This window comes from Caballeronia sordidicola, from assembly GCF_000729995.1.
Lineage (GTDB): Bacteria > Pseudomonadota > Gammaproteobacteria > Burkholderiales > Burkholderiaceae > Caballeronia > Caballeronia sordidicola_A.
Genome location: NZ_JNFG01000034.1, coordinates 1 through 20,248 on the forward strand (window position 1 = coordinate 1; position 20,248 = coordinate 20,248).

The window sequence follows — 20,248 nt, forward strand, 5'->3', positions numbered from 1 at the left end:
CTTACGTAGATGCGCAAGGCACTGAGGAGCACGCCCGCAAATCGGCCGCGAAGAATGCGAAAACAAAACCGTTCGCTTGACCCCCTCCTGATCCGCTCGGCTTCGCCTATGGGTTCGCAAGCGAACCGGCCGGACTAGGAAGGGGAATGCGCTCATATATGTTCAAACGAAGAACGAGCGGCATGCCCGCAAGTGCGACGATAGCATCCCAGAGCGCGTTTCAGTTTTTCCCATACCAGCCGGGAAATCTCAACTGCGTCATCAGCCTTTCGTGCAATTGTTCTACGGACGTGATGTCGCGAGGTTCAATCTCCCTCGACGCGCATTGCGAGCGCAGCGCCCACCCGCGCGAAGGAAAACACCATCAGCGCAATCAACGCCCGATCGCTGAGGCCGATCGGCGTGCCGACATCGATGCTATCGAGCACCTGCCGTGCCTCGGTTGCGTCGAGCACCGGCGTTTTTCCTTTGCGGGGTCGTGTGACTGGGCCCGCGTACCGATGCAGCCGGATTGTGCGGCACGACTTGGCCGGTCACGAGCCAGCCGAACAGGTGACGATTGGCGGCCAAGTGCTGCTTGACGGTCGGCGCCGACGAGCGGTGCGTCTGAAACTCGATCCAGCCCGCCACGTGCAACGGCTGTAAAGCAGTAATCGAGATCACGCCGGCCTGCGCGCACCAGGCGAGAAACTTGCTCGCCGCGTGCGCATAAGCTTGGCGCGTGTGTGGGTCGCGGATTGCTGAGGCAAAGAACTCCAAAAAGCGCACACCGGCCCGCTCGCCGGCATAGGTGATCAACGCGGGCAATGGCGCCGGAGATCGGACAACGAGCCCGATATCAGACATGATCGTTCGGCTTCTCAAGACGTTCCGCTACCGCCATGGTCAGGCTCAAGAGCCCGTACAGTTCGCTGGGACAGTTTGCCTCAACTTCCGTGTCACCCATTTTCAGGCGCAACGTGCGCCCAGCTCGACCTTGCAGCCAGGCGCTGGCTGCTGCGCCAAGCGTTGACCCGGCGATGGAGGCGAAGGGGACTAAAAATTCCCCGACGAAGCCGTCGCCCCCGTCCGGCTTGTCCGTCGTGAAGGTGACCGCGCTTATCTTTCCACCCTCGGCACGGGCAAGGCTGTAGAACTGCCGCAGCTCTGCCTGGTATCCCGGACTGAAGGACGCCTCATCGTCGGGTGCGCGCACCAGGGTCAAACGGAGGGTGTCCGGAGTCGGCATGGCAGCTCCTGATATATGTTTTAAAGGACATTATCAGATATAGATTGGGCGGTCTGATCCGCGCTCACGGTGAGAGGTCAGGCGGACTCCGCCAACACCCAATCACCTGCGGCGCTGGCAGGTCTGAGTCCTGTTGACCGGAACCGACAACCCCAGTACACTCCGCGCCGCGGGGTGGAGCAGTCTGGCAGCTCGTCGGGCTCATAACCCGAAGGTCATAGGTTCAAATCCTATCCCCGCAACCAACATATGAAGCCCGTCAAGGTGAACGCCTGACGGGCCTTTTTGCCTTGCTATTTTGGGGCGTTGCAGCCGCCGCAGCCGGCCACGCTACGAACTGATCAAGGAACCGATTGTGACCCCGTTGAAGACACAACTTTCCGTTACAGACAAAACGGCGCGGAAAGTCCGCGACCGCCTCTGTGAGGCCGTCATTCGTGACGAACAGCCGGGAACCGTAACCCGGCGACTCCCAGACGGACAGGGTCTTGATTTGCTGATTCATCCGGATGGCAGGAAGTGGTGGCGCTTCAAATACCGCGTGGGCAGCAATGCCAAATGTCTGTTGTACGGCGATTATCCTCGCGTCAGCCTTGAAGCTGCCCGTCAGCAGCGTGACAAAACTCGCAACCTCCTTGCTGCCGGCATTGATCCAGTTGCACACCACGAACGCTGAGGCCGCCCGACAAAGAGGGCAAGCGTCACGAGATGCCCTGTCATCACACGCTCGAGGCGTACCTGCACGCGTATCTCGACGGCACCGGCATCAGCGCCGATCCGAAAGGCCCGCTGCTCCGCACGATCGGGTGCGGCACCGGGGGCAACTTACGGGTAGGTCACTGCCGCAGGCGAACGCGTATGCGAGGGTGCGGCGCCGGGTGCCGGCAGCCGGCATTGATACAAAGATCGGCGACCATACGTTTCGCGCGACCGGCATCAAACGCCTATCTGAAAGACGGCGGCACGCTGGAGAATGCCGCGGCGATGGCAAACCATGCATCGACGCGCACCACGCAGCTCTATGACCGGCGTCACAACGACATCAGTCTGGACGAGGGCCAGCGGATCCGCGTGTAATTTAATCGTAGTACATAATAAATAGACTGTCTCTAGCCGGCCATGAAGCGTCATTCGCACGCACCGTTGCTCGGAAATTCAGACGTCGGATCCACCCCAGAAAGCGGCCACTCAATTCGCGACGATGAACGTTGCTTCATCGGTCTTTGCATGGGTGCGCGGCGGCCCCCACCGTTTCAATCGCAACGGCAGAGACGGAATGGCATTCTTTGCTTGCAGGAAGCTGATCAACATCAACGGTAACGCAGTCGCGCCCCTATCTGATTTCGCAGAACTGCAGATCGCGCACCTTCACCGCGCCAGCCATTCGGGCTTGCTCGAACCCCGTGGCACGAGCACCGTCCTGAAGGCCCCGGGAGTCTTCGACAAGAACACCTGGTCGGTCATGCCTTGATACGTGCCCAGCGGGGTCTCTGCAGTGAACAGATCGGGGGCGACGTAGGCGTGCTCGTCGGTAGATCCGGCGGTCGCCTGTGCATAGTCCCTGTCGAAGATGCCGAGCGAGAACAGCCACAGCACGGTTCGCGTCAGAGAAACGGTGACTCGATAGCTGCCACCCTCAACCGCACGCCGGCGCAGCGCCGCGAGTACGCCGACCGTGCCGAGCCAGCCCACCACGTTGTCGACAATGGGGATGATCGGCGGCGATTTCGGACGCGCGAGCGTACCTTCGACGGCGAACAGCCCCGAGACGGCCGCGCCAATTTCATCGAATCCGGGACGATACTTCCAGGGGCCCTTGGCACCGTGAAGCAGGACACTGGCATGGATCAACCCAGGCTTCCTGCCGCAGAGCTCCTCGGCCTCGAGACCATGGCGTTCCAGATAGCCCGGACGCTTGTTGGCGAAGAAGACATCGGCATCCTTCAGCAGGAGATCGAATTTCGCGCGATCCTCCGTCGAGTAGTCCAGGATCGTCGAGCGCATCCCGACCTGAGTGTCCCACGCGAACGCCTCGATCTCGCTGTCGTCGAACGGCCGCCAGATGTTGAGAACATCGGCCCCGTGCAAAGCGAGGTCTCGCCCGATGGCCGCTCCGGCAATCACGTGCCCCATCCCAAGTGCGCGAATGCCGTCCAGCGGACTGGTGCCCTCTTTCCTGAAAGGGATTGGCTCGCTTTCGCCGATCTTTTCCACGTTGATCAGCGACATTCTCGAGAGGACCTCGGTGTACTGAAGCTCCTTGCGGAATTCCTCGAACGTGCGCACCTTCGCGATGACAATCCCGGCTTCCGCCGCCGCATTCTCCAGGTCGTCCGCACGCCATTGCAGAATGGCGTTGCGCACGGCTTCCGGGCTGGAGTCGCACCGGAGCAGGCTAAGCTCGCGGGCAGCCAGCTTGGGATAGATGTTCAGGGGCACAACGTGCCGTCCGTCTCGGGTTTCGCGAAAGAGATTGGTATCGATCTTGAGGGCTGGAGGACGTCCATTGAGCGTCTCCCATTTCAGATCGAAGAACCCCGCGAAGCGCCGCAACGCTTTACGAACGTCCACTTCGATGTCCTGTTCCTCGCCGGTCCGCAGTCGCCATAGTGCAGCGACGCCGACGGCCTTGGCGGCCAGGGCGATCGCGGACAATGAGCCGAACCGGAAGAGCGCGGGAATGATCGGATCGCGGCCGTGGAAAGTGATTTTGCCACCGCTGTCCGCCGTCGATAACCCGACGTCTTTCAGTACGTCATTGAGCGCGCCGTGCAGGTCGATATCCGCGCTCCGCGCCGGATTCCCGAGATTCGATTGAATGATTCCGGTGAGCCGATCCGGCCCGCTTTCGATTGCAAGATTGGTCGAGTCTTTCATTTGGGAGATTTTTTCGATAAGGGAGTGTCAACTGCCCGCGATCAGTTCACGCGAGCCGCGGCCACGCGTGGAGCGGCCGCATCCGTACCTATCCGTACCTTTAACGCGCCTTTCCTTTGGTGCGCAGCTCGATGAGGCCGAGCAGCAACTCGTCGCGCTCTGCCTCCAGCTCCTCGATGGACCGCGATCCGACTTCGGCATGAACGCCATCGATGAGCTTCTTCTGCACTTCCGGCGTCAGCTCCGGCGAGCCCAGTTCCTTCCACCCAGCCGTCATCGGGCCGGCGAACTGATGGAAGAAGTGTTCGATGCCACCCGGGCCGCCGCCGAGGTGATTGAGCATCATGTTGCCCATCAAGCCCCAGCGCAGGCCCGGCCCCCAGGAGAGGGCGGTGTCGACGTCGGCGGCGCTCAGCACACCCTCTGACACCAGGTAATAGACCTCGCGCGCCACCGCGAACTGCAGACGGTTGGCGACGTGGCCCCGCAATTCCTTGTTCAGGCGCACCGCCTGTTTCCCGATCGACGTATAGAACTCCATGGCGCGCTGGATCGTCTCTTCCGAGGTCTTGGTCCCGCCGACGATCTCGACCAGCGGAATCAGATGCGGCGGATTGAACGGATGGCCGACGACGCAGCGCTCCGGATGCAGCACGGCGCCCACCTGGATGCTGCTCATGGGCAGGGTCGATGTGCTCGACGCGATGATCACGTGAGGGGGCAGCAGCTCATCGAGTTGCCGATAGAGATCCTGCTTGAATTCGAGCCGCTCGGGGCCGTTTTCCTGGACGAGGTCCACATCCTCGAGCGCTTGTGCGAGCACGGGCGTGAACGTCAGGTTCGCTTGCGACGCACCGGGCGCCAGGCCCAATCTCGTGAGCGCCGGCCACGCAGCTTCCACGAACGCCCTGAGCGGGGCTTCGGCATTCGGGGCGATGTCCGTCGCAACGACCTTCAGCCCCTTGGCGAGAAACAGCGCGGTCCAGCTGGCACCGATCACGCCGGTGCCGATAATGGCGATGCGGCGAATGGGCTTGCTCTTGGTATCAGTCATGTCATGTCTCCAATACGTGGGTCAGACTTCGGCATAGGCGATGCCGGTGAGGTTGCCTTGGGCGAAAAGGAAGTTGCGCGGGTTTTTTCCATCGAGATCGGCGGAATAGACGGAGCCGCCGAGGTCCGTGACGAACATCCGATTTCCAGGAATGTCGAGTGCGATGCCGATTGCCTCCATCAGGTGCGTAACGAGGATTTCAGACGTCGCCGGTCCGTCGATCGGCGTGCGATTGACGGAGTTGCCGCGCGGAGGATCGCCGCGGTCGGTCCAGTAGAGAACACGCTTCGTGAGGTCGAGCTCGAGGTCGATGGGCTCGGGCAGCCGGTCGAACAGCACCTCGATGTCGGAGCGGTTTGTCGGGCCTTCGCCCTGCGGGAGGTCGATGTTGGCGCGGAAGATGCGGCCCAGGCCGGCGTTGTCCGGACCTTTTTGCGTCCAGTAGAGCTTCTTGTGCTTCGGATCGATCGTGATTCCGACGCACCACCGGGTCTGGTCGAGACGGTGCTGGTCGCTCTGCCCGGTCGCGACCAGCGTGTCGACTTGAGAGCCGTCGAGGTTGGCGCGCATCACGCGCATGCCCTCTCGATCGCACCAATAGAGCTTGCCATTTTCCTTGTCGAGATGAATCTGCTTCGGTGTGTGCGTGACGCCTTGCGGGACGATGATCACGCGATTCTTGCCCTCCAGGTCGGCACGTTCGATCGAGCCGTCATGGAGGCCGATCGAACCCATGTTGGTCCAGTAGATATGACTGGCATCCACGTCCACGACGATGCCGTCGGGGAGGCGGCAATCCGCGACAATCGTCTTGAGGTCGGATCCGTCGGGATTGATCGAGTGAATGCGGCCACCGCTCAGTTCGAGGAAAAACAATCGGCCGGAGCGGGTCACGTCCGCGGAAATATTCGTTCCGCTGGTTCGGGGCGAAGTCATCGTGTGTCCTTTCGTGTCATTGCCGTTGGAAGAGAGACTGGATGCCGGGCGCGACTGTGTACCGCCCGGTAGCCGGGAGCGTGCGACAGTTTCGCAACTTGCGTTGGCGTTGGGGCCGACGACTCCGGCGCGAAATTCCTTTTGGTCGCGGCTAGAGCCTCTGTAGAAGAGCCGTGGGTTTGTTCATTTTCGTGCTCGTCGTGCCGAAAAGAACTACCTCGGATACCGAAGCCAAGAGACGTTTACAGAACCAACTTTCTGATGGTAGTTGGCGGCGCGAATGGCGGCTATTACATAAAGCTGGAATACGCCTGGCGTTCCGTACCCATTAGAGGCATGTTGTTGCGTGATGACCGTTTGACCTTTGAAACCGGCCATCGCTGACACGAAGTGTCGTAGGTCCGATTCGGGTCGACCTCGGCCAGCTATGGACGGTGGACGTCTAATTCTGAATCGCCGACAATCACGCGATCTTTTTCACGCCGGGAAGGAGGCATTCAGGCATGTCGCAAGAAGCGGGGAGGCGAACCGCGCGGCTTTGGCGACGCATCCTTCCCAGCCATCCGTCGCCCGGCCAAGCACCGCCAGATATGCGCGAGGTCGATCGAAGGGATGCTGAAATATTAGGCACACTGCTTTTTGAAGCGTTTCGCGGAACGATTGATGACGCGGGACAGAGCGAAATGCAATACGTTCAAAAAGTGGAGGCCATCCTGGACGGCCGCTACGGCGATTGGGTCTGTGCGGCGTCGTGGAACTTCGTCGATTATGGGACGCTTCGGTCGGTATGCCTTGTAAGCGACTACAAGCCTTATGGGTGCCCGGTCATCGCCGTCGTAGCAACTGCGCCAGAGTACAAGCTAAGTGGCGACGCGAACACGCTATTAGACGCAGCAGTCCGGTCGCTGGCGGTGCTGGGTTATTCGGATTGTTGCGCGATGGTTACTGTGGGAAACCGCGCATCGGATCGCCTTTTCTCGAGTTGCGGCTTCGTGTCAGATGGTCATTCGTGAGTTACGATTTTGGCCGAAAATTGACGCGGGACCGCGCGGAGTTGACCGCCAAATTCGACCGCACAGGAAAGGTAATCGATTCATTATCTCGAGCGTCGATCTCGGCTAGATTATCGGATATGAACCGGTCTGGTTCATTCGGCACGAAAGTATGGAACGGCGCGGGAGTGTGATTCATCGGCTTGAATGTTCCAACCATCAAGTTCTTCATTTGTCTGCCGATATTGGTGCTGTGGCGCAAAATTATTGAGCGAGCGCCGCCCACTCTATCACTCGAACACTCAATGAAGAACAACGTAAGTCGTCGCGCAGCCGCCGCGTTTGCCGCATTGTGCTTGAGCGCATGTGCGCACAACTCCGCACCTCAACGGGCAATAAGCACAACGGCCGGTCCGCAGTCCGCGAGCAGTGCCTATTTACCGCCGGACGTGCTTGCTACCTGTCAGCGCATCTCTGTTGAAACAGCCGCCGGCCATATCGCGGATGCGGCCCGGGTCGCAAACGACTGTCTGGCTTCGCACAGCCTGCCGATTGCCTTGCGAGTGGGGGTGCTGCAACAGTTGACGTTCCTCGAAATGGCACTTCACGATGACCGTGCCGCACTCGACACGCAACTTGCCGCGATCGAACTGATGCCGAAGCCGACCGATTTACAACTGCTGTTGGCCTCGCGCCTGTATCGAAGCAACAAACGCAACGATGAGAGTCTCGCGACGTTAAACCGGGTCCGAGATGCACATGAGGTTGCGCACGACATGGATCGTGTGCTTGGCATGCCCTACTATCAGGAACTCGGTTCCACGCTCGCTGCTATGGGGCGTCATCAGGAAGCCATCGATGCGTTCACGGAAGGCATCCCGCTAGAACCGGCACTCGCGGATGTCTATCGCAGACGCGCTATCGAACGTGAGGCAACCGGCGACACCACAGGTGCGCGGGCGGACTATGTGCAGTTCGCGCGCTGGGAGATCGATCGAAACATCGACGTGCCCACGCGTGCAAAACTGACCGCGCTAGGTATCGACCCCGCAAGCGAGCGACGTCATCCGTTCGGCGATACCAATCCGCTGCGCGCTAGCGCTGCGCAACAACTGGAGAGTGCACGGCAGGCGCTAAAGTCAGCCGCGACGACGGATGCAAAAGTAGAGGCTTACAGCAATATTTCGATCTTCTCCGACGGGCTCGACCGGAATGCGGAGGCGCTGACGGCGATCGATGAAGCGATCGCACTCGCACCGGATACGACCAGCTATAGACAGTCGAAAGTTACGACGCTGGTTGGTCTGAATCGCATCGACGCTGCCATCGCGCTTGCGGCACCGATGCGTAAACAGGCGCGTGACGAGGCTGCAATGTCAGCGACCCCGTCAGCGATATACCGCAATTATGTTGAGGTCTCGGGTTCGGCGGCGCTGGCCTACATGCAACAGGAGAACTGGGCCGACGCGATCGAGGCGCTGGCCGATACTGCCAGGGGCTCGGGGGCATTCGATCAGGATTACATGGCATCGCTTTATCTGTACGTTCGTGCAAGAAGCGCGGCTGCGGCACCCGCCAACGCCTTTTTCGAAGACTACATCCGGCGCGCTTCACAGCCGGTCTTTGGAAATTATCGCCGCTCGCTGCTGCTGTATGTGCAAGGCCGTGTCACGATCGATCAGGTGTACCTCCAGGTCATCTCGATCAGGGATCCCGTCGCTATACAGAACGCACTCGCCGAGACGTGGTTCATGGCGGCAGGCTATGAGCGTTACGTGAAACACAACGACGCTGCGGCGCGCGCTTACGCGGCACGCTTGAACGACCTGCAGCCTTACGGGACCAACGAGTGGATGATGGCCAAGCGAGGCGGTGTGTGAGGCCAGATTTCGCTGATCGGATTCATCGTTCGCCGCTGCGGCAATCGGCATTGCGTTCGTTCTTCGTGTCGCTCGCGCTGACGTCGGCGACGCTCGCGCCAATCGCGGCCGAGGCGATGCCGCCCGTGGATCGAGGCGCCGCTCATGCGACGCAATCGGTTGGGACCGTGCCGACCATCGCGTTCAGCGATCCGACGACACCATGCGTCCTGCGATTCTCCGCGGGCCAGGAATGGGCGGCACCACCGCTTGCGACGACGGCGCAACTGCTTGCGTCGTGCGGTGCGGAGGCTGCCGCTGGCAATCTCGACGCGCGCGTGGTCTATGGGCAACTGATGTTGTTCGGATTTGCGATGCGGCCCAACGATGCGGGTCTCGCGGTTCTGAAGCAGACCGCGGTGGATGGTTCGCCGGTAGCGCAGCGCGTCGTTGGCTCGCTCTACCACGACGGTCAGCGTGTGCCGAAGGACTATGCGACCGCCCGCCGCTGGTTGACTCTCGCGGCAAACAACGGCGATGGCCCCGCGGCCGCCACGCTTGGCCTGATGGACTACAACGGCGAGGGTGGCCCGGTCGACTTCATATCGGCGTACACGGAGTTTGCGCGGGCTACCGGGAATGGCTACGCCCGCGGCGCGGCCAACGCGGGCCGGCTGCTGTTCAGTGGCCGGCCGGGCCTGCCTCAGGACCTGCCCGGCGGCGTCGCGTGGTTCATTCAGGGAGCGTTGCACGGCGACCCCGATGCGGAGTTTCTGCTGGGCATTGCCTTGCTGCGCGGTTCGGGTGTCTCGCAGGACGCTCACAACGCTGCAGGGTGGCTCAACGCGGCGGCTATGCAGAATCATGTCCAGGCGCGAGCCGTGCTCGCTGATCTGTATCTGACCGGGACGGGCGTCCCGCGTGATACACAACGCGGTTTTGCGTTGATGTCGATGGCCGCGCAACACGGGTCAGTCTACGCACAGCGCCGTCTCGGAGAATTGTATGCGGGCGGCGTCGGCATCTCACGCGACCCTGTGCGTGCGCGTGCATGGCACCGGAAAGCGGCGCTCGACGGCGACACGATTGCGCAGTTCGATTTGGCGGTCGCGTATCGAATGGGGCTTGGCGGTCCGATCGACCTAACTACTGCAATCGGCTGGATGCGCGGTGCTGCTCAGTCGGGTCTCGCATCTGCGCAAAACGATCTCGGCACCATGCTGCAGCATGGAGAAGGTGAGCCGAAGAATCTGGTCGAGGCGAATCAATGGTACCAACGGGCGTCTGCTCAAGGGCTCGGGGTTGCATCGTTCAATCTTGCATCAATGGCCTATTCCGGGCTCGGCGTTCCGAAGGACCGTATGCTCGCTTACCGGTTCGCTCGAACCGGCGCAGAGCGTGGTTATGCGCCGTCTGCGATGATGGTCGGCAGGATGTTATTCGCCGGCGATGGTGAACCGGTCGATAAAGCGCAGGCGCTAACCTGGTTCCGCAAGGCGGCGGATACCGGGAATGTCGAAGGGGAGCGCGCGGCGGGCTGGCAGTACTTGTACGGTAACGGCGTACCGCGCGACGAAGCGCTCGGCGAGCAATATCTCAAGCGCGCCGCAAGCGCAGGTGATGCGCAGGCGCAGACGATGCTCGGGTTGTATCTGCTCAAGCGTCCGTCGTCGGCCGACAGGGATACCGGGAAGGAATGGCTGGTCAAGGCCGTCGCGCTGAAGTTTGGTCCTGCTTATTCCGCGATGGGCGATTTCTACGCCAAAAACGTCGGCGCGACGCCCGATCAGGTGACGGCGGTCAAATGGTTTACGCGCGGTGCGGAATTGAACGACCTGGTGTCGCAGCGCGTGCTGTGCCTTGCTTACGCGAACGGCTCGGGCGTCGCACAGAACGCAGACGCGGCACAACGCTGGTGCTCGGCCGCCGCGCACGCGGGCGACACGCTCGCGATCCGTCAGTTGGCAGTTGGTATCGTGAACGGCCGCGACGAGGCAGCACGTGACCGCGTTTACTGGCAGTGGCGGCTCGCGAGTACGAATGATCCGGTCTATGAGTCAATCCTCGCCGATTCGTACGACCGGGGCCGCGGCGTAACGGCCGACTTCGGAGCGGCTGTTTACTGGCTCCGACGTTCGGCGGCGCAGGGCAACGCCTCGGCGCAAGACTCTCTTGCGAGGCATCTGTTCACGGGGCTCGGCGCCCAACAGGACGATCAGGAAGCGTTCATGTGGGCGAGCCGGGCGGCGGTCACCAGTTCCGATGCGATGGCGTTGCAGGGCAAGGCCTATTTGGCTGGACGCGGCGTTCCACGGGACGTTGTTGCTGCACGTAACTGGTTCGAGAAAGCAGCGGCGGCCGGCTCGGGCGAGGCAGCCAGCGAGCTTGCGAATTTGTACGAGACAGGCATCGGTGTACCGTACGACGAGGCGCTGGCGCTAAGCTGGTATCGCAAAGCCGCTGCGTTGGGATCCGAAACAGCGGCGATCGCGCTGGCGTTGCGTGCGCAGGCCGCGGGGAATATCTCGTCGCTTGACGAGCGCTCGGCGTACTGGCTTGCCATCGCCATCGATGAGGTGACGCCGGGTACTAGTGGCAGGCAGCGAACGTCTGCCACGCGAGAGGACGGCGACGCAGCGTGGGATGCGCTGTCGTCTCTGAACGACGCATTGCTTGGTAGCCCATTGCAGCAGTACGAAACCGGTATGCGCTATCTGACGGGCGATGGCGTGATGCGTGACAAAGCGCTGGGCGACGCGTGGCTTCTGCGCGCGCAGACCAGCTTTGCGGTCGAACGCGGCTTGCGTGTCTATGCGGATGCGGCTCGGGTTGTCGAAGAACTCGTTGGTGCGGGGCTGACAGCAGGCGAACAAGAGCGCGCTCATCGATTGGCAGCTAATTTGCTGGCGACTGTTCCAGTTCGCACAGTCTCGATGGCGTCTAACTGAAATGCGTCTGGAGCTGAAATGCCAAAGCCTTTTCTCCAATGTTGTCGCCCCATCGCGCGCTCAACTCAATGGCCGGGGGCGAAGCTGATTTCGTGCCTGTCAGGATCCTCTACATGAAAATAGCGTTCGTTCCAAGGCGCATCGCGCGGTGCGAACTCCGGCGTGATCCCAGATGCGCCGGTGAGAAGGTTGGCATATTGGAAATAGCGGCCGTTGTCAAAGAGTGCAGTTAAAACCGGAGGCAGGCGGTAAGGCAGAGTAGCGATATATTTGTTGCCTCACGATCAATTGCGGAGGCTGTCATGCGTATGATAATCGAGGCGCGAATTGACGACGGCGTTGGCGGCGGCGAGGCAATACGATTGGCTGAATTTGAACGGCTCGACGGCGATCTCAAGCAACTGGGCTTAAACTTGACGGAAGGCAGAAGTCTGGTACACGAGGCGCAGCGTGCATTGGTCTGCGCACAGACTCGTGTTGTTGTTTCGGCCTCCCTGAATTGCCCACAGTGCGGCAGGGCATTATCGATCAAAGCGACCCATGCGATCCGATACCGAACGGTTTTCGGCAAAGTAACGATCGACAGCCCGCAGCTGCGCGTCTGCAAGTGCGTTCAAGACCAAAGCGCAAAATCGTTCAGTCCGCTCGCATTAGCGATGCCGCTGCGGGTCAGTCCTGAGCTCGAATGCTTGCAAGTCAAGTGGGCAGCGCATCTTCCCTATGCGGTGGCAACGACGTTGCTGAAAGAGATTTTGCCGGTCGATCAAACGATCTCCACCTCAGGATTGAGGAATCGCGTATGGACGGTCGGCCAAGAACTCGACGATCACGCCGAAAGCGCGATTCGCGGTGAACGAGACTATCCGCCGACCGATAGCAACGTCCAGATAGCCGCTCTTGCGGTGGATTCTGCATGGCTGCGCCACCGGCCATCTCGTAAAGAACAGGATGAAGCCAAGCTCTGGCAGTATTACCCTTCGAAGCGCCCACCGCCTAACGGGCGACACGTGAACATCATCGTCGGCCGTGCGGTTCGCGACGATGGCCGTTGCAAAGTTTATGGATACGTCAATCGGGAGGTCACGTCGGCCGCGACCCGACTTGATCATTTTCTCTCGGTGCAAGGCGTCGCGAATGATCAGAAAATCACAATCGTCTATGACGGCGCAGGCGAATTTGAGAAAGCCGTCGATGGATCCAGGAGGCCGTTGAATCGGATTTTGGATTGGTTTCACATTGCCATGAAATTTCGCTCGATCGAGCAATCGGCACAAAAATTTCCTCACCTGTTGGCGCCAAACGGGCACCCTGTACAAGACGAAATCGCGTCGGCGAAATGGCTGACATGGCACGGCAAAGGTTCCAAAGCCGTCGAAAGACTCAAGCGCATCCATGACATGTTCGGACTCTTACCGGAAGACTCGGCGCACATGGCGTTGTGGTGGAATCTTCGCGGGACGTATTGGTACCTGGAATCCAATGGCCAATACCTGGTCAACTACGGATGGCGCTATCGTCGCGGCATGCCAATCAGCAGCAGTATCGCGGAATCGGCGGTCAATGAAGTCGTGAGCTTGCGCTGTGCGAAGAAGCGGCAGATGCGCTGGACCAATAAGGGCGCGCACCTGCTCGTTCAGGTTCGGGTCGCCGCGCTAAACGGGGATCTAAAAATGCGGGAAATGCCGGAACCACTGCAATTCCCCGTAGAGCAGAAACGTGACGATCGCTGCCAACGTGTTGCGTAGCGCTGCCTCCGGTTTTAACTGCACTCTTTGACACCTGGACGACGCAGGACGCGGCTCACCATGCGTTCAAGGGCTTGAGCCTGTGGGCGATGGACGGCACCACGTTGCGCACGGCCGACAGCCCGGCCAACCGCGAGCACTTCGGCGCACAAGGTTACGCCAGCGGCAAGGTGGCCAGTTATCCGCAGGTGCGCGCAGTGACGCTCACCTCGATTCCGACGCATCTGGCGCCGATATTAATTTCGGTCGCTACGACACCAACGAAAGGGTGTACGCCAAAAGCCTGCTGCCGCAGATACCGGAAGTCTCGCTGACTGTGTTCGATAAGGGCTTTCTGGCCGCTGAGATTCTGTGTGGCCTGACGATGGGAGCACGCAATCGCCACTTCCTGATTCCAGCCAAATCCAATACCTGCTGGGACGTGATCTCAGGTACCGCGGACGATGCGCATGCGCGTCTCGCCGCAGGCGCGCAAGAAGTGCGCGGCTTTGCCCGAATTCTGGTATGCGCGGGCGATCCGCACCATCGACACGCGCGGGCGCGAACGTGTGTTGCTGACTTCGCTAGGGGACCGCCGGCGCTTCAAACCCGCAGATATCGTTGCCTGCTACGAGCGCCGCCGGCAGATCGAAACCAGTTTCCGGGAGATCAAGCAATCGATGCTGGGTTCGCAGTTGACCTTGCGCAGTCGCACCGTCCAAGGGGTGCATCAAGAAATATGGGGCGCGTTGATCGCAGAAGCGCGGCCGCATTACCAATGTGGATCTGGCCGATGCGGTCGGACTCTCGGCGAGCCCGTGCCTCACGCGCCTCAAGCGGCTCGAGAAGGCTGGGTTCGTTGCGGGCTACGGCGCCCTGATCCGGATCGAGAAGCTCGGTGACTTCCAGGTAGTGTTCACCAAGATCACGCTCGCAGACCATCGTCGCGAAGACTTTGTACGCTTCATCGAGGCCATTCGCGGCGTCGATGAGATCATGGAGTGCCACCACGCGACGGGCGGCTACGACTATCTGCTCAAGTTCGTCACGCGCAACGTCATCCACTACCAGAGCGTAATGGAGGGGCTGCTGGAGCGCAACATCGGGATCGAGAAGTACTTCAGCTACGTGATCATTAATTCGCCGATCGTCAAGACGCACTATCGTCTCGAGACCCTCTTTGCTGCGGGGTGAGCCTTGCTGCAAGCGACGATGGTCGATGAAGCGGTTCGCGGATATTGCGGAGCTCTGCGCGTTTCGGGCGCGCTGTTCGGTGCGTATGATGGATTATGTAATGCCACTCGCGCTTCCACGAAGAAACTACCTTCCGGGGCCGAAAATCTCTGTCACCATTCGCTGGCCGAACTTAATAGGATGCAGACGGAGGAGGTGATAAAAGCATGAGCGCATGTCCAATGCGCATGGCCGAGGCCGGGCGCAAGACCCTCCCTATTTTCGCCGATGGCGGTGCGCGCCGGGCGGCTGTAGCCGACACTCTGATGGTCGCATTGCTCACGAGTGTGAAGACGCTGCGTGACTCGGCATTCGGCGGTAAAGGCAGCACGCCGGTTCCACCCGAAACCCTGTTCGTTCCAGCGCCTCGCGGTGGGATCAACTACGCAACTAGTCGTGACGCAGCCATGCAGTCCCCTATTCTGCTTAGCGAAGCACGTGCATTTTTAGAAGCACATTTTGATGAGCCCGTGATACTCGCGCAACTCACCGAACTGTCGGCACTCAGCGTTCCGCGCTTCGCTTCTTTTGTTCCGGCAACAATTGGGCTCATCACCATACCGGTATTTACGCGGCTTGCGAATCCAGCGTGCGCAAACTTTGTTACTCGCAGGGCTGCCCGGTTCGAGGGTCGCCGCCGAAGTCGGATTTTTCGATCAAAGCCATCTTGCGCGCCACTTCAAGCAGTTTTGCGGCATGACCCTAACTGCGTTCTCAAGCGTGCGCGCTCGAAAGTGGCTGCGCTCCCGGGCAACACACGTGCTGGTTCTGGACGCACGCTTGATGCTGTCGCCCGCGCTCGCCTGCCGCTACCAGTAGAAAATCTGTAGATCCAGTTGGAGTAGCAGTCCGAATAGGTCGGTCTGCATTACGTAGGAGGGTGAATGTCAACGTCTTTACCGGCAGCCGGACCAACAGTCTTAGGGAACGGTTTTTCCCTGCTTGAATTTGAGGACCGCCATCTCACAGCGGCGGTTGAACTCTCGGCTGCATTGGAATGGCCGTATCGACTGGAAGACTGGCAGTTTGCTTTCGCCCTCGGCAAGGCTGCAGTAATCGAGGACGCGGGGAGTGTAGTAGCGACCGCCATGTGGTGGCCCTTTGGGGACGTCCATGCCACATTTGGGATGATTATCGTGTCACCGGCCTTGCAAGGCCGTGGATTCGGCCAGCAGCTTGTGCTGGATCTGCTGCGGCAAACCGATGGCCGCACAGTCTTCTTGAACTCGACACGCGAGGGCTATCGACTATATGGCCGGCTCGGTTTTATTCCCGATGGACGAATCCACCAGCATCAAGGGGTTTTAAATGAGGTTATGCCTCCGGCACCAGAGGTGAAGATCGATGTCGCACACCAGGATGACTTCGAGGCGATCGCCAGCCTCGACGAGCGTGCGATCGGTTTTAGCCGCCGTGAGTTACTCGCTGCGTTGTCTAGCGTGGGGAGGTTTACGGTAGTCAACCGGTCGGGTGTGGTGCGTGGCTATGCGTGTAGCCGTCGCTTCGGCCGGGGATACGTTATTGGACCCGTCGTTGCCGATGGCGCTGCCGATGCCAAGGCTCTGATTCGAGACGCAGCATCTCGATTGACCGGCGAGTTCGTGCGGGTTGACGTGACTGAGCATAGTGGACTCTCGACTTGGCTGGAGATAGCGGGGCTGATCAAGGTCGATCAAGTAGTTTCAATGTCTCGGGGCCAGCGTTCGCTGCATCACTCCGGCGAACGGGTATTCCCACTCGCCAACCAGTCGCTTGGATAGCGTCGAGGTACAACCAATCTATTGTGAAATGAAAGCGTGCGCTGTAGGCGACTCCTCATCACCATCTGGAAATACTATTCATGAAACTTAAACCCTACTGGCTTGATACCGCACCCCAGTTCCTTGGAGCGGCCGAAGGTCCTCCGAACGGCAGCGCGGATGTGGTGATCGTTGGCGCCGGCTTTACCGGTGTTGAGGGTGCGATGAGAAAACGCTGGTTCCTACGAGTAGCGCTTCCCCGCATCGTTCGGCGCGTTCGGGATCTCGTCCCGGCTAATCCCCAAACGCGAGCGTTCCCGTGTGAAACTACGAGACTTTTCGCCCACGCATTGCTCAAGAACTGTTCCCAGAAAACCCTCGCCGCCGTTTAGTGGCAGATTTCGACCGCCGTTCACTCCGGTTCCAGCGAGGCGATCATCTTGCTGCCGAACACGGAACGCTGCGCCGTCTTGAACTTCATCGCGATGTGGAACCAATCGAGGATCCGGCTGCGAGCGCCTCCTGTCGGCCACAACCGGCCGTTCGGTAAGCGCGTGAAAATCGCTCACAAATTCGATTGATTTCGAGCCCGGAGATATCGATTGCTGTCGGCCACTAACAAGGTCGATCTGCGTTCGAACGGGAGAATGTGTCGCCGAAGGTTCAAAACAACCGCGCCGATGCTGTCTTGCAAAGTTCGGCCATTGTGCGGAACCGCTCATTTTGATATTGCTGGTAGCAGCCGACATGACGATCCATCGGTAATCTCGAGCTCTTCGCGCCGATCTGTGCATCAGACGCAATTTCGTCCTACTTATACTCGTGAAACCATGTCCGGAACGCCAAGTCTCTTCGACAATAACGGTGTGCCCATTGAGCTCACACTCATTAGCAAACGTCGGCCAGATGGTCTAAAGCTTACCGAGGAAGACCTCCAGCGTGCTGTTGACGCCAGTCCAAGTCTGATACCGTACCGTGAGTTCTTTCCTTCTGCGAGACGCTTGGTTTCACTTGGGATGGAAATTCCGCTGTCTTTTCCGGGCGAGAAGTCCGGTTGGATCGACAACCTTTTCCTGACCGATGATGGTCACTTCGCAGTTGTGGAAATGAAGCTCTGGCGCAATCCGGAAGCCGTGCGCGAAGTTGTGGGTCAGATCTTTCAGTATGGGCTGACACTCGGAGCGATGAGTTTGCGAGATATCGAGAATGTTGTCCGAAAGTCGTCCCAAGCCAGCCGACAATTGGCGGCAAACCAAACGCTGATCGAATTTGCGGTCGAGCATCTCGGTGTCGACGACGAGCACGCCTACTCGAATGCCGTTGAGAAGCATCTGCGCAGCGGCGAGGTCCTGTACCTCATTGCGGGTGACGGCATTCACGTCAGCGTTGACGCGATCGCAGACTGGATCAACGCGGGCAGCGGGGCACCTTTCCACTTTGGATTATTGGAACTCGACGTGTACCTCACAGCTAGCAAGCAAAAGCTATATGTTCCCCGGCTGAGGGTAAAGACGAAGGAAATTGGGCGGCATGTCATCGAAGTTACGGTCGAAGCCCAGCCAGAGCTGGCCAAGGTGCAAATCAGGGAAGAAACCGTCCAGTCAACAGGGGGCATCCGCGAAGACCGGCGAGTCGTGACGCCTGAAAAGCCACTGCTGAGCATAGAGGCGTTGGAGGGTCTGATTCGCAGCGAGAATATGGGCAGCCCGGAAGGGGTCGATGTCGGGCTCTATCTGCTGCATGGATTGCAGGACAGCGGGTACGATTCCAGACCAATGCCGACGGAAACCAGTTTTGGCATTCGCGATGCGAGCCATAGCAACAAGCTTGTGAGTCTGATAAATCTTGGGCCTAAGTATCTCCACCTGCGAGAGCCATTCAAAAAAGATGATTTCCATGCCATGCGGGCCTTTCGGGAGCGCGCCAATCAGCTGACCGAATTCTTTGACCCAAGCGCACTAGATGATAGAAGCAAATTTTCGCGGCAGCCGCAATATCGTGATCTGGCGGCCATAAAAGAGAGGCTACTGACCTTTCTCAAAAAGGAGCGAGACATGGTCGTCACGCAGCTGCAGGGGCGTGAATAGCACCAATAAAACCGTCTACCAGACGAGTCACTCCTGCTGCGCCATCTGGTTGCACCGTGCGTTCAACGGCCGCTTTGGAGAAATCTGAACGATTGCCGTGGGTCGATTTATGCTACCTGCGTAAAAGCGAGACCTGCGGCGATCGATGCGCGCGGTCATCGGCGACTGTCGGCCATGAAGGGACGCTCGACGGAACCGTCTAGATCGTCAACAATCTCCGCGTTAGCGTCGCGCGTTGCGAGGCATGCACTGCTTATGCTCACGGCGTAAGGCAGCAAACCACAAGCGATATGCGATGTGTTTTCTTGGAACTCTCTTATGAACCGAAAGAACATGACCACAGGATCAACGATTGCCTCTTACTTATGATTTGCTTCGAACATATCAACGTATGCTTCCGAGAAGTTGATATAAGCAACTACGCCCTATAACGGCAGAATTCGCATGTACTTTTGCAAATTTCTAATTTTTATGAAATACGAATGCAGACAAAAAACTTGACGAGTTTCTAAGCAACTGCCTTAAGGCAAGTACGCCTGCTGCGAATTATCGGAATGCAACTCGCTGAGGTGATTTGTTATTTCTTTCCGGTAAGTCGGCTCGAACTCTGGTCCGAGGAAAACTCGGAGCCGAATACACGGAGAGGACGGAAGGCGATTCGCGCGGGAAGTCGCATTAGAACTGTCGTTGATGTTGGGCGAGGAGTTGGGCAGCCTCGACCGCGTAAAGCAATTCGTCGAACTGCAGGGGTTCGTGAGTTGCGACACCAATCTTACTGGAATAGCCAGAGGACACCGTTGCAAGCACGGGACACGCACGCCAATGTATTCTTTGTCGGGCTCATGGGAGCAGGCAAGACCACCGTGGGCCGGCCGCTCGCGCGCCGACTGGCACGCCCGTTTTTCGATTCCGACCATGAAATCGAGGCGCGCTCGGGTGCGCGCATCCCCGCGATCTTCGAACTCGAAGGCGAAGCCGGCTTTCGCGAGCGGGAGGCCCACGTGATCACCGATCTGACCGGCCGCGAGAACATCGTGCTGGCGACGGGCGGCGGCGCCGTGTTGCGGCCTGAAAACCGCGAAGTGCTGCAAAAGCGCGGCTTCGTCATCTATCTGCGCGCCAATCCCCACGACCTGTGGCTGCGCGTAGGGCGCGACAAGAATCGCCCGCTGTTGCAGTCCGCCGATCCCAAGGCGCGCCTTGAAGCCCTCTACGAGGTGCGCGATCCGCTGTATCGCGAATGCGCACATTTCGTCATCGAAACCGGCCGGCCGTCGGTCGACGGGCTGGTCAACAAGCTCCTGATGCAACTCGAGATGGCCGGCGTCGCCAAACGTTCCGCGTCGTAATACAAACATGATTGCGCTGAACGTCGAAGTGGGCGAGCACCCATGCGGATGGCCTGTTTGCTGGATAGAATTCAGCTAGATGGGCGCGAATGTCCGCTTCGGAGAAGCTGAACGTCGTTACAGGATCGACACGCGCCAAATGCGTCGGGCGGGACGCGGCCAATTACGGTCATTCGGTGCTGGTGTCCAGATCGCTGACAATCGACGTGCCGCCCTCAGGTA

General features: G+C 59.5%; 14 protein-coding genes, 1 tRNA gene and 5 pseudogenes. 13 read left to right on the forward strand and 7 right to left on the reverse strand.

Annotated elements, in window-relative coordinates:
- Positions 1-220: 220 nt before the first annotated feature.
- The 3 genes and pseudogenes from FH08_RS54440 to FH08_RS0127320 all read right to left on the reverse strand — a co-directional run bounded on the left by FH08_RS54440 (position 221) and on the right by FH08_RS0127320 (position 1,228).
- Positions 221-277, reverse strand: a complete 57-nt coding sequence (locus FH08_RS54440) for a hypothetical protein (protein ID WP_419178026.1) — start codon at positions 275-277, stop codon at positions 221-223.
- A 37-nt stretch (positions 278-314) separates the two neighbouring features.
- Positions 315-846, reverse strand: a pseudogene (locus FH08_RS48625) (tyrosine-type recombinase/integrase); the annotation flags it as partial.
- Complete coding sequence (locus FH08_RS0127320) at positions 839-1,228, reverse strand: hypothetical protein (RefSeq protein WP_051888583.1); 390 nt, start codon at positions 1,226-1,228, stop codon at positions 839-841. The pseudogene FH08_RS48625 and the gene FH08_RS0127320, both read right to left, overlap by 8 nt.
- A gap of 168 nt (positions 1,229-1,396) precedes the next feature.
- On the opposite strand from FH08_RS0127320, the gene FH08_RS0127325 reads away from it, so the two are divergent.
- The 3 genes and pseudogenes from FH08_RS0127325 to FH08_RS48630 all read left to right on the forward strand — a co-directional run.
- A tRNA-Met gene (locus tag FH08_RS0127325) sits at positions 1,397-1,473 on the forward strand.
- A gap of 110 nt (positions 1,474-1,583) precedes the next feature.
- Positions 1,584-1,904 (forward strand): Arm DNA-binding domain-containing protein, encoded by a 321-nt coding sequence (locus FH08_RS52025; RefSeq protein WP_160172508.1) that lies wholly within the window; start codon positions 1,584-1,586, stop codon positions 1,902-1,904.
- A gap of 8 nt (positions 1,905-1,912) precedes the next feature.
- Positions 1,913-2,305 (forward strand): annotated as a pseudogene (locus tag FH08_RS48630) (integrase); the annotation flags it as partial.
- 291 nt (positions 2,306-2,596) lie between these two features.
- Here the strand turns inward: FH08_RS48630 and FH08_RS0127345 are convergent.
- The 3 genes from FH08_RS0127345 to FH08_RS0127355 all read right to left on the reverse strand — a co-directional run bounded on the left by FH08_RS0127345 (position 2,597) and on the right by FH08_RS0127355 (position 6,053).
- Positions 2,597-4,105 carry a CoA transferase gene (locus tag FH08_RS0127345; protein WP_051888584.1) on the reverse strand — a complete coding sequence of 503 codons (1,509 nt, stop codon included), beginning with the start codon at positions 4,103-4,105 and terminating at the stop codon, positions 2,597-2,599.
- 100 nt (positions 4,106-4,205) lie between these two features.
- Complete coding sequence (locus FH08_RS0127350) at positions 4,206-5,159, reverse strand: 3-hydroxyacyl-CoA dehydrogenase NAD-binding domain-containing protein (RefSeq protein WP_031361408.1); 954 nt, start codon at positions 5,157-5,159, stop codon at positions 4,206-4,208.
- Positions 5,160-5,180: 21 nt separating this feature from the next.
- Complete coding sequence (locus tag FH08_RS0127355; RefSeq protein ID WP_235210515.1) at positions 5,181-6,053, reverse strand: 3-hydroxyacyl-CoA dehydrogenase; 873 nt, start codon at positions 6,051-6,053, stop codon at positions 5,181-5,183.
- Positions 6,054-6,598: 545 nt separating this feature from the next.
- Here FH08_RS0127355 and FH08_RS0127360 point away from each other — a divergent pair.
- The 8 genes and pseudogenes from FH08_RS0127360 to FH08_RS0127410 all read left to right on the forward strand — a co-directional run bounded on the left by FH08_RS0127360 (position 6,599) and on the right by FH08_RS0127410 (position 16,611).
- A complete protein-coding gene (locus FH08_RS0127360) occupies positions 6,599-7,108 on the forward strand; it encodes a hypothetical protein (RefSeq protein WP_031361410.1) in 510 nt (169 codons plus the stop codon).
- 284 nt (positions 7,109-7,392) lie between these two features.
- A complete protein-coding gene (locus FH08_RS0127370; RefSeq protein ID WP_031361412.1) occupies positions 7,393-8,967 on the forward strand; it encodes a tetratricopeptide repeat protein in 1,575 nt (524 codons plus the stop codon).
- A complete protein-coding gene (locus FH08_RS0127375; RefSeq protein ID WP_051888586.1) occupies positions 8,964-11,894 on the forward strand; it encodes a tetratricopeptide repeat protein in 2,931 nt (976 codons plus the stop codon). The genes FH08_RS0127370 and FH08_RS0127375 overlap by 4 nt, the downstream gene beginning before the upstream one ends.
- Positions 11,895-12,196: 302 nt before the next feature.
- A complete protein-coding gene (locus tag FH08_RS0127385; protein ID WP_031361415.1) occupies positions 12,197-13,639 on the forward strand; it encodes an ISKra4 family transposase in 1,443 nt (480 codons plus the stop codon).
- 35 nt (positions 13,640-13,674) lie between these two features.
- Positions 13,675-14,376, forward strand: a pseudogene (locus tag FH08_RS48635) (IS4 family transposase); the annotation flags it as partial.
- Positions 14,375-14,812: pseudogene (locus FH08_RS0127395) on the forward strand (Lrp/AsnC family transcriptional regulator); the annotation flags it as partial. The pseudogenes FH08_RS48635 and FH08_RS0127395, both read left to right, overlap by 2 nt.
- Positions 14,813-15,258: 446 nt before the next feature.
- Positions 15,259-15,670 (forward strand): annotated as a pseudogene (locus FH08_RS48640) (helix-turn-helix domain-containing protein).
- Between the two features lie 65 nt (positions 15,671-15,735).
- The gene (locus FH08_RS0127410) at positions 15,736-16,611 is read left to right on the forward strand and encodes a GNAT family N-acetyltransferase (protein WP_035567251.1); all 876 of its coding nucleotides are present in this window, start codon (positions 15,736-15,738) and stop codon (positions 16,609-16,611) included.
- 221 nt (positions 16,612-16,832) lie between these two features.
- On the opposite strand, the gene FH08_RS52655 is transcribed toward FH08_RS0127410, so the two are convergent.
- The gene (locus tag FH08_RS52655) at positions 16,833-17,339 is read right to left on the reverse strand and encodes a hypothetical protein (RefSeq protein ID WP_160172509.1); all 507 of its coding nucleotides are present in this window, start codon (positions 17,337-17,339) and stop codon (positions 16,833-16,835) included.
- 81 nt (positions 17,340-17,420) lie between these two features.
- On the opposite strand from FH08_RS52655, the gene FH08_RS0127430 reads away from it, so the two are divergent.
- Positions 17,421-18,677 carry a hypothetical protein gene (locus FH08_RS0127430; RefSeq protein ID WP_031361419.1) on the forward strand — a complete coding sequence of 419 codons (1,257 nt, stop codon included), beginning with the start codon at positions 17,421-17,423 and terminating at the stop codon, positions 18,675-18,677.
- 797 nt (positions 18,678-19,474) lie between these two features.
- Positions 19,475-20,026: a shikimate kinase gene (locus tag FH08_RS0127440; protein WP_031361421.1), complete on the forward strand. Its 552-nt coding sequence runs from the start codon at positions 19,475-19,477 to the stop codon at positions 20,024-20,026.
- Positions 20,027-20,248: the final 222 nt, after the last annotated feature.